The following is a 10664-nucleotide window of genomic DNA, read 5'->3' as shown; positions in this document are numbered from 1 at the left end:
ACTACGCCGCGGCCAACGCCTTCCTGGACGCCTGGATCCAGCAGCGCCGCGCTCGCGGCCTGGCCGGACTCTCGATCGCCTGGGGCGCCTGGGCGGAGCAGGGCATGGCCACCGACCAGCTGGTGGCCGACCGGGTCCGGCGCGCCGGACTGACGCCGATGGACGCCCGGCTGGCGATGGAGGCGATGGCCAGGGCCGTCGACCACGGCGAGGACTTCGTGGCGATCGCCGACGTCGACTGGGCGCGGATGCTGCCCGCCTTCGCCGGGGCCAGGACCAGCCCGCTACTGGCCGAGCTGCCCGAAGCGGCCCCGACCGAGCGGTTTGACCGGGCCGAGGCGGAACAGTCCGGACCGCTGGGCCTGGCGGAACTGCCCGCCGCCCAGCGCGAGCGGGCCGTGCTGGACCTGATCCGCGGCAGCGCCGCCGCTGTGCTCGGACACGCCTCCGGTGCGAGCGTGGAGCCCGGCCGGGCCTTCCGCGACATCGGCTTCGACTCGCTGACCGCGGTGGCCTTCCGGAACCTGGTCGGTGCCCGCACCGGCCTCCGGCTGCCGGCCACGCTGGTCTTCGACCACCCGACGCCGACCGCGCTGGGCGAGTTCCTGCTCACCGAGCTGTACGGCTCGACCGAGCCCGTCACGGCGCCGGACACCGGCACCGTGGCCGTCGAGGACGAGCCGATCGCGATCGTCGGCATGGCCTGCCGCTTCCCGGGCGGCGCCCGGACCCCGGAGGCCCTGTGGGCACTGCTCTCCGGCTCCGGAGACGCGATGACCGGCTTCCCCGCCGACCGCGGCTGGGACCTCGCCGACCGGTCGGGCTCGTACGCGGCCGTGGGCGGATTCCTCGACGGCGTCGCGGAGTTCGACGCGACGCTGTTCGGGATCTCGCCGCGCGAGGCGTTGGCGATGGACCCCCAGCAGCGCCTGCTGCTGGAGACGGTCTGGGAGGTCTTCGAGTCCGCCGGGATGGACCCGCGGTCCGCGCGGGGCCGGTCCGTGGGCGTCTTCGCGGGCACCAACGGCCAGGACTACCCGACGCTGCTCGCCGCCTCGGCGGACAAGGTCGAGGGCCACGTCGCCACCGGCAACGCGGCGGCGGTGCTCTCCGGCCGGGTGGCGTACGCGTTCGGGCTGGAGGGCCCGGCGATGACGGTGGACACCGCGTGCTCGGCCTCGCTGGTCGCCCTGCACCTGGCGGCGCAGGCGCTGCGGCGCGGGGAGTGCGAGCTGGCGCTGGCCGGCGGTGTCACCGTGATGTCCACGCCGGGTGTGTTCGGCGAGTTCGCCCGGCAGGGCGGCCTGGCCTCGGACGGCCGCTGCAAGGCCTTCGCGGCCGGTGCGGACGGTACCGGCTGGGGCGAGGGCGTCGGCGTGCTGCTGGTCGAGCGGCTCTCGGACGCCCGCCGCAACGGGCACGAGGTGCTGGCGGTGGTCCGGGGGAGCGCGGTCAACCAGGACGGCGCGTCCAACGGGCTGACCGCCCCGAACGGCCCGGCCCAGCAGCGGGTGATCCGGCAGGCCCTGGCCAACGCCCGCCTGGAGCCGGCCGACGTGGACGCCGTCGAGGCGCACGGCACCGGCACCTCGCTGGGCGACCCGATCGAGGCCCAGGCGCTGCTCGCGACCTACGGCCGGCAGCGCGCCGGGGAGCCGCTCTGGCTGGGCTCGATCAAGTCCAACATCGGCCACACCCAGGCCGCCGCCGGTGTCGCGGGCATCATCAAGATGGTGCTGGCCATGCGCCACGGCGTGCTCCCGGCGACCCTGCACGTGGACGAGCCGTCCCCGCAGGTGGACTGGACGGCCGGTTCGGTCGAGCTGTTGACCGAGGCGCGCCCGTGGCCCGAGGCGGACCGTCCGCGCCGCGCGGGCGTCTCCTCCTTCGGCATCAGCGGCACCAACGCCCACGTCATCCTGGAGTCCGCCCCGGCGGCGGACCCGGTGCGGCCCCCGGCGACGGTTCCGGCAGGCGGCCTGCCCTGGCTGCTGTCCGGGCAGAGCGCCGAGTCGCTGCGCGCCCAGGCGGGACGGCTGGCCGAGCACCTGGACAGCCGACCCGAGCACGACCAGGTCGACCCGGCCGACGCGGCCTGGTCGCTGGCGACCGGGCGGGCCGGGCTGGCCCACCGCGCGGTCGTGCTCGGCGGCGACCGGGACGCGCTGCGCTCGGGCGCCGGGGCCCTCGCCTCGGCGGCCTTCTCGGCGGCCGTGGTCACCGGCACCGTGCAGGAGGGCCGGACGGCCTTCCTGTTCACCGGGCAGGGCGCCCAGCGGGCCGGCATGGGCCGGGACCTGTACGAGGCGCAGCCGGTGTTCGCCGGGGCCTTCGACGCGGTCTGCGCGGAGTTCGACCTGCTGCTGGACCGGCCGGTCAAGGATGTCGTCTTCGGGGGCGCCGAGGACCTGGACCGTACGGTCTGGGCGCAGGCCGGGCTGTTCGCCGTCGAGGTGGCGTCGTACCGGCTGCTCGAATCCTGGGGCGTCACACCGGAGTTCCTGCTCGGGCACTCGATCGGCGAGATCGCCGCGGCCCACGTCGCCGGTGTCCTGTCGCTGGCCGACGCGTGCGCCCTGGTCGCGGCGCGCGGGCGGCTGATGCAGGCACTGCCGGCCGGCGGGGCGATGCTCGCGGTGCAGGCCACGGAGACCGAGGTGCGGGCGGAGATCGGCGGGCGGCTGGACGTCGCCGCCGTCAACGGGCCCACCTCGATGGTGGTTTCCGGCTCCGCCGAGGTGGTCGAGGAGTTCGCGGCGCGCTGGTCGGCGGAGGGTCGCAAGACCCGTCGCCTGACCGTCTCGCACGCCTTCCACTCGGCCCTGATGGAGCCGATGCTCGCCGAATTCGCCGCAGTGCTCGGCGGGTTGACCTTCGCCGAGCCGAGCGTCCCGGTCGTCTCCAACCTGACCGGCGAACTCGCCGGGCCCGGACAGCTGTCCACCCCGGAGTACTGGGTGCGCCACGTCCGCGAGGCGGTCCGCTTCGCCGACGGCGTCGAGGCCCTGCACCGCGAGGGCGTCACGCGCTTCGTGGAGCTCGGCCCCGACGGCGTGCTCTGCGCGATGGCCCAGCAGTCCGTCTCCGAGGCCGTGTTCACCCCCGTGATGCGGCGCGACCGGAACGAGGCCGAGACGGCGCTGCACGCGCTGGGCCGGCTCTGGACGGCCGGCGTCGAGGTCGACTGGCCGGCGGTCCTGCCGCACGGCCGGCGGATCGACCTGCCCACCTACGCCTTCCACCACGAGCGGTTCTGGCCGACCCCGGCGCCCGCGCCGGCACCGGCCGGGGACGCCGTGGAATCCCGGTTCTGGGAGGCCGTCGAGCGCGAGGACCTGGACGAGCTGGCGGACACGCTGCGCCTCGACGGGCGCTCCGAGGTGCTCGGCGAGATCCTGCCCGCGCTCTCCTCCTGGCGCCGGCTGCGCCGCCGGGACTCGGTACTCGACACCTGGCGTTACCAGGTCACCTGGAAGCCGCTTCCGGCCCCGGTCGCCGAGCCGGAACTGGACGGCAGCTGGCTGGTGGTCGTCCTCGACGGGACCGACCGGGACCTGGCCGAGGGCGTGCGCACGGCCATCCGCTCCGCCGGGGCGGGCACCGTCGACCTCGCGTTGGATCCGGCGGACCTCGACCGGGCCGCCCTCGCGGCCCGCCTCCTGGCGGCGGTCGAGGGCGTGCCCGACGTGGCCGGTGCGGTGCTGCTGGCCGCCGCCCACGACGGCCCGGACGCCGACGGCCCCGCCGTCCCGCCGGCCGTGGCCGCCACCCTGGTGGCGGTGCAGGCGCTCGGCGAGGCCAACCTGAAGACGCCGCTGTGGACGCTCACCCGCGGCGCCGTCCGGACCGGACCCGGCGACGTGCTCGCCGACCCGGTGCAGGCGCAGGTGTGGGGCCTCGGCCGGGTGGCCGCGCTGGAGCACCCGCAGCGCTGGGGCGGCCTGGTCGACCTGCCGGAGACCGTGGACGCCGCGGCCGGCCGGACGCTGGCCGCGGTGCTGGGCGGCACGCCCGGCGAGGACCAGGCCGCGGTGCGCGGTACGGGCGAGCTCCTCGTCCGGCGCCTCGTCCGGGTCGACGCCACCGACGCGGCGGCGGAGCCCTCGTGGGCGCCGTCCCGCCCCGGCACCGTGCTGGTGACCGGCGGAACCGGCGCGCTGGGCGCGGTGGTCGCCCGCTGGCTCGCCGCGTCCGGTGTCACCCGGCTGCTGCTGACCGGCCGCCGGGGCCCGGAGGCGCCCGGCGCCGCGGAACTGGTCGCCGAACTCGCCGAACTGGGCGCCGAGGCGACCGTCGCGGCCTGCGACGCCGCCGACCGGGACGCGCTGGCGGCGGTGCTGGCCCGGGTGCCGTCCGACGCCCCGCTGATCGGCGTCGTGCACGCCGCCGGCGTCCTGGACGACGGCACGCTCGACTCCCTCACCCCGGAGCGGTTCGCGACCGTCCTGGCGGCGAAGGCGTCCGGCCTGGTGCACCTGGACGAACTCACCGGCGACCTGGACTTCTTCGTCGCGTTCTCCTCGCTGGCCGGCACCATCGGCAGCACCGGACAGGGCAACTACGCTGCGGCCAACGCCTTCCTGGACGCCTGGATGGAGCACCGGTACGACCGGGGCCTGCCCGGCGTGTCGGTGGCCTGGGGCCCGTGGGCGCAGGACGGCATGGCCACCGGCCAGGTGGTGACGGACCGACTGCGCCGCAGCGGAGTCCCGGCGATGGACCCCGCCTCGGCGGTCCGGGCGCTGGCCCGGGCGATCGGCGAGGACCGGCCGAACCTGGTGGTCGCGGACATCGACTGGCCCACCTTCGTGCCCCGGTTCGCCGGGACGCGGCCGAACCCGCTGATGCGCGACCTGGCGGAGTTCGCGGCGCTGGTCCCGCTGGTGCCGGAGACGGTCACCCCGGACGGGGCCGCCGGGCTGCGCCAGGAGCTGGCGGCGCTGCCCGCGCCGCAGCGGCAGCGGATGCTGCTCGACCTGGTCCGCGCCCGCGCCGCCGCGGTCCTCGGCCGCGACAGCGCCGAGGCCGTCGCACCGGACCAGGCGTTCCGCTCGATCGGCTTCGACTCGCTGATCGCGGTGGAGTTCCGCAACCTGCTGCACCACGAGACCGGCCTCAACCTGCCGGCCACGCTGGTGTTCGACCACCCGACGCCCACCGCGCTCGGCGCCCACCTCGGCAGCCTGCTGCTGCCCGAGGAGGCCGACCGGACGGTCGACCTGGCGGCTGACCTGGACCGGCTGGAGGCCAGGCTGCTGCGGCTCGACGCCGACGAGCGGGAACGGGCGGACGTCGCCGCCCGGCTCCAGGGCCTGCTGGCCCGCCTGGCGGACACGGGAGAGAAGCACACGGACGACGCGCTGGACGACGCCAGCGCGGATGAGGTCCTCGACCTCATCCGGAAGGAATTCGGGGGCCCGGCTTGATCGGCGTCGAGGCACCGCTCGTGAAGGGGAAGATCCATGGCGGATGACCAGAAGCTGCTCGACCATCTGAAGTGGGTGACGACCGAGCTCCGTCAGGCGCACCGCCGGATCCGCACCATCGAGGACCGCGCGCAGGAGCCGATCGCGATCGTCGGCATGGGCTGCCGCTTCCCCGGCGGCGTCCGGACGCCCGCCGACCTGTGGCGGCTGGTGGCCGAACGCGCCGACGCGGTGGGCGACTTCCCGGTCAACCGGGGCTGGGCCGAGGACGAGGACGAGGACTACGCGCGGCAGGGCGGCTTCATCCACGACGCCGACGAGTTCGACGCCGAGTTCTTCGGCATCTCGCCGCGCGAGGCCACCGCCATGGACCCGCAGCAGCGGCTGCTGCTGGAGGCCTCCTGGGAGGCCTTCGAAGCCGCCGGCCTGGACCCGCGCGCGCTGCGCGGCAGCCGCACCGGAGTGTTCGCGGGCACCAACGGCCAGGACTACGGTCTGGTCGCGCTCGCCTCCCCGGAGGGCCTGGAGGGGCACATCGCGACCGGCACCACCGCCAGCGTGATGTCCGGCCGGCTCTCCTACGTGTTCGGGCTGGAGGGCCCGGCCGTCACGGTGGACACGGCCTGCTCCTCCTCGCTGGTGGCGATGCACCTCGCGGCGCAGGCGCTGCGCTCCGGCGAGTGCGACCTGGCCCTCGCGGGCGGCGCCACCGTGATGTCGACCCCCGGCGGGTACGCCTCCTTCAACCGGCAGGGCGGCCTGGCCTCGGACGGCCGCTGCAAGGCTTTCGCGGCCGGCGCCGACGGTACCGGCTGGGGCGAGGGCGTCGGCGTGCTGGTGCTGGAGCGGCTCTCGGACGCCCAGCGGCTCGGGCACCAGGTGCTGGCGGTGGTGCGGGGCAGTGCGGTCAACCAGGACGGCGCCTCCAACGGTCTGACGGCGCCGAACGGTCCCTCGCAGGAGCGGGTGATCCGTCAGGCGCTGGCCAACGCCCGCCTGGAGGCGGCCGAGGTGGACGCCGTGGAGGCGCACGGCACCGGGACGAAGCTGGGTGACCCGATCGAGGCGCAGGCGCTGCTGGCCACCTACGGCCAGGAGCGGTCGGCGGAACAGCCGTTGTGGCTGGGGTCGATCAAGTCGAACATCGGCCACACCCAGGCCGCGGCCGGTGTGGCGGGTGTGATCAAGATGGTGCAGGCGATGCGGCAGGGTGTGCTGCCCGCGACCCTGCACGCGGAGGAGCCGACGCCGCAGGTCGACTGGTCGACGGGAGCGGTCAAGCTGCTGAGCGAGTCCCGGCCGTGGCCGGAGGCGGACCGGCCGCGCCGGGCGGGTGTCTCGTCCTTCGGGATCAGCGGCACCAACGCCCACGTCATCCTGGAGTCGGCGCCGGAGATCGCGGCGGCGGAGGCCTCCCCGGCATCCCCGGCATCCCCGGCGTTGCACGGCGTACTGCCGTGGCCGGTGTCGGGTCGGTCGGCCGGGGCACTGGCCGCGCAGGCCGGACGCCTGGCCGAATTCCTGGGCCGCGAGCGGGAGTTCGGTCCGGTGGACGTGGCGGGGACCTTGCTCGCCCGGGCCGGGCTGGCGCACCGTGCGGTGGTGCTCGGTGACGGCCGGGCGGCGCTGCTGGACGGCCTGGCCGCGCTGGCGGCGGGCGAGTCGTCGGCGCAGGTGCTCTCGGGCGTGACGGGCGAGGGGCGGACGGCGTTCCTGTTCACGGGGCAGGGTGCGCAGCGGGTCGGGATGGGCCGGGGGCTGTACGAGGCGTTCCCGGTGTTCGCCGAGGCCTTCGACGCGGTGTGCGCGGAGCTGGACCGGCTGCTGGAGCGGCCGGTGAAGGAGGTGGTGTTCGAGGGCGTCGAGGAGCTGGACCGTACGGTCTGGGCCCAGGCCGGGCTGTTCGCGGTCGAGGTGGCTTCGTACCGGCTGCTGGAGTCCTGGGGTGTGGTGCCGGACTTCCTGCTCGGGCACTCGATCGGCGAGGTGGCGGCGGCCCACGTGGCGGGTGTGTTCTCGCTGCCGGACGCCTGCGCGCTGGTCGCGGCGCGCGGCCGGCTGATGGAGGCGCTGCCGAGCGGTGGGGCGATGCTCGCGGTCGAGGCGACCGAGGCCGAGGTGCGGGCGGAGATCGGCGAGCGGCTGGACGTCGCGGCCGTCAACGGGCCTGCCTCGGTGGTGGTTTCGGGTCCGGCGGAGGTCGTGGAGGAGTTCGCGGCACGCTGGCAGGCCGAGGGCCGCAAGACCCGCCGGCTGACCGTCTCGCACGCCTTCCACTCGGCGCTGATGGAGCCGATGCTCGCCGAGTTCGAGGCCGTCCTGAAGGGCCTGACCTTCGGCGAGCCGCAGCTGCCGCTCGTCTCCAACCTGACCGGCGAGCTCGCCGGGCCCGGACTGCTCACCACCCCCGGCTACTGGCTGCGCCAGGTCCGCGAGGCCGTCCGCTTCGCCGACGGTGTCGAGGCCCTGCACGGCGAGGGCGTCACCCGCTACGTCGAGCTGGGCCCGGACGCCGTGCTGTCGGGTCTGGCCGGACAGCAGGCCGGCGACGGCGTGTTCGCGCCGCTGCTGCGCCGTGACCGCTCCGAGTCCGAGACCGCGCTGACCGCGCTCGCCGCCCTGTGGACCACCGGCGCCGAACTCGACTGGTCCAAGGTCGTCACCGGTGACCGCCGGCTCGACCTGCCGACCTACGCCTTCCAGCGGCAGCGGTACTGGCTGAAGCCCACCGCCGGGGCGGGTGACGTGAAGGCCCTCGGCCAGACCGGGGCCCGGCACCCGCTGTTGGGTGCGGTGGTCGCCCTGCACGGTGGGGGGCTGGTGCTGACCGGACGGCTGAGTCTGGCGGTTCACCCCTGGCTCGCCGATCACGCCGTGCTGGACACCGTGCTGGTGCCCGGGACGGCCCTGGTGGAGATGGCGCTGAGGGCGGGCCGCGAGGCCGGCTGCGAGGTGCTGCGCGAGCTGGTGATCCAGTCGCCGCTGGTGCTGCCGCAGCAGGGCGGGATCGCCGTTCAGGTGAGCGTCTCCGAGGCCGACGAGGCCGGGGAGCGCTCCGTGGAGGTGCTGTCGCGCACCGAGGCGGAGGACTCCGCCTGGGTGTGCCACGCGACCGGGACGCTCTCCCCGGCGAGCGCCGCCTCCACCTCGGTCGCCGCCGCCGCCCCCGCCGTTCCCGGGGCCTGGCCGCCCGTGGGGGCCGAGCCCGTCGACCTCACCGGCTTCTACGACCGGCTGTCGGCCGTCGGCTACGGCTACGGACCGGCCTTCCAGGGCCTGCACGCGGCCTGGAAGACCGGCGACAGCGTCCACGCCGAGGTCCTGCTCCCCGAGGTCGCCGCCGGCCAGGCGCCGACGTACGGACTGCACCCCGCGCTGCTGGACGCCGCGCTGCACGCGGTCGGCTTCTCCAGTGCCATGGACGCCCACCACGCCGCCCGGATGCCGTTCGCCTGGACCGGCGTCCGGCTGTACGCGGCCGGTGCCGCCGCGCTGCGGGTGACCCTGACCGTGACCGGCGACGGCGTGGCGCTGAGCGTCGCCGACGGCACCGGGGCCCCCGTCATGACCGTCGACTCCCTCGTGCTGCGTGAGGTCGAGGCCGAGCAGCTGCGCCCCGCCGTCGACCCCGAGGTCGCCAAGGCGCTGTTCGCGCTCGACTGGACCCCGCTCACGACGGTGGGCGCCACCGTCGAGCCCGGGACCTGGGCGGTGCTCGATCCGGCCGGCCCGGACGACGCGGACACCCCGCCGCTCTCCCTCCCGCCGTTCGACGCGCCCCGGTACACCGGCCCGGCCGAGCTGGTCGCCGCGCTCGACGGCGGCCGCCCGGCCCCGCGGGCCGTCGTGCTGCCCGTCCCCGCCACCGCCGCCGAGGCCGCCGACCTGCCCGCCCGGGTGCGGGAGACGACCGGCCGGCTGCTGTCGGTCCTCCAGGCCTGGCTGGCCGAGGAGAGGCTGACGGAGAGCCGGCTGGTGGTCGTGACCCGCGGCGCCGTCGCCGTCGGTCAGGAGCCCGTCGACCTGGTCGCCGCCGCGGCCCGGGGCCTGGTCCGGTCCGCGCAGACCGAGAACCCCGACCGGATCGTGCTGGTCGACCTGGACGGCGAGGGCTCGGCCGACGACTGGTGCGCGGTCGCCGCCCACGGTGCCGAGCCGGTGCTGGCCGTCCGCGACGGCGTCGTCCTCGCCGCCCGGCTGGCCCGGCCCGCGGCCGCGCTCGCCGTACCGCCCGGCCGGGAGGCCTGGCGCCTGGACACCCTCGGCCCGGGGACGCTGGAGAACCTCGCCCTGGTCGCCGCCCCGGACGCCGACCGGCCGCTGGGCCCCGGCGAGGTGCGGGTCGCCGTCCGCGCGGCCGGCGTGAACTTCCGCGACGTCCTGATCGCACTCGGCATGTACCCGGAGCGCGCGCCGATGGGCGCCGAGGCGGCCGGCGTGGTGGTCGGCACCGGCCCCGGCGTCGCCGATCTCACCCCCGGGGACCGGGTGTTCGGCTTCTTCTCCGGCGGCATCGCCGCCACCGCGGTCACCGACCGGTTGTTGCTGGCCCGCATCCCCGACGGCTGGGCCTTCGGCCAGGCCGCCGCCGTCCCGCTGGTGTTCGCGACGGCCTACTACGGGCTGCGCGACCTGGCCGACGCCCAGCCGGGCGAGTCGGTGCTGGTGCACGCCGCCGCCGGTGGCGTCGGCATGGCCGCCGTCCAGCTCGGCCGGCACCTGGGCCTCGACGTCTACGGCACGGCCAGTGCCGGCAAGTGGGACGTGCTGCGGGCCCAGGGCCTCGACGACAGCCACATCGCCTCCTCCCGCGACCTGGACTTCGAGGCGTCCTTCCGTGCGGCCACCGGCGGACGCGGCGTGGACGTCGTGCTCAACGCGCTGGCCGGCGAGTTCGTCGACGCCTCGCTGCGCCTGCTCGCGCCGGGCGGGCGGTTCCTGGAGATGGGCAAGGCGGACGTCCGCACCCACGTCCCGCGCGAGGACGTCCGCTACCGCGCCTTCGACCTCGGCGAGGCCGGCCCGGCGCGGATGGGCGAGATCCTCGCCGAGGTCATCGCCCTGTTCGACGCCGGCGCGCTGCACGCCCTGCCGACCACGGCCTGGGACGTGCGCAACGCCGTCGAGGCCTTCCGGCACATCGGCCAGGCCAAGCACGTGGGCAAGAACGTGGTCACCGTGCCGGCGCCGCTGGACCCCGAGGGCACCGTGCTGATCACCGGCGGCACCGGCACCCTG

The 10664-nt window shown here is 76.0% G+C and carries 2 protein-coding genes; both read left to right on the top strand.

Features of this window, described 5'->3' with window-relative positions:
- Nucleotides 1-5426: type I polyketide synthase (locus tag ABZ449_RS40715; RefSeq protein ID WP_360356839.1), on the top strand; the 5426-nt coding region annotated here is incomplete at its 5' end.
- A gap of 36 nt (nt 5427-5462) precedes the next feature.
- A partial coding sequence (locus tag ABZ449_RS40710; protein ID WP_360356836.1) for a beta-ketoacyl synthase N-terminal-like domain-containing protein occupies nt 5463-10664 on the top strand: 5202 nt, incomplete at its 3' end.

Source organism: Kitasatospora sp. NPDC005856 (assembly GCF_040629945.1).
In the GTDB taxonomy this organism is placed as follows: Bacteria; Actinomycetota; Actinomycetes; order Streptomycetales; family Streptomycetaceae; genus Kitasatospora.
This window is presented reverse-complemented; position numbering and strand designations above follow the sequence as displayed.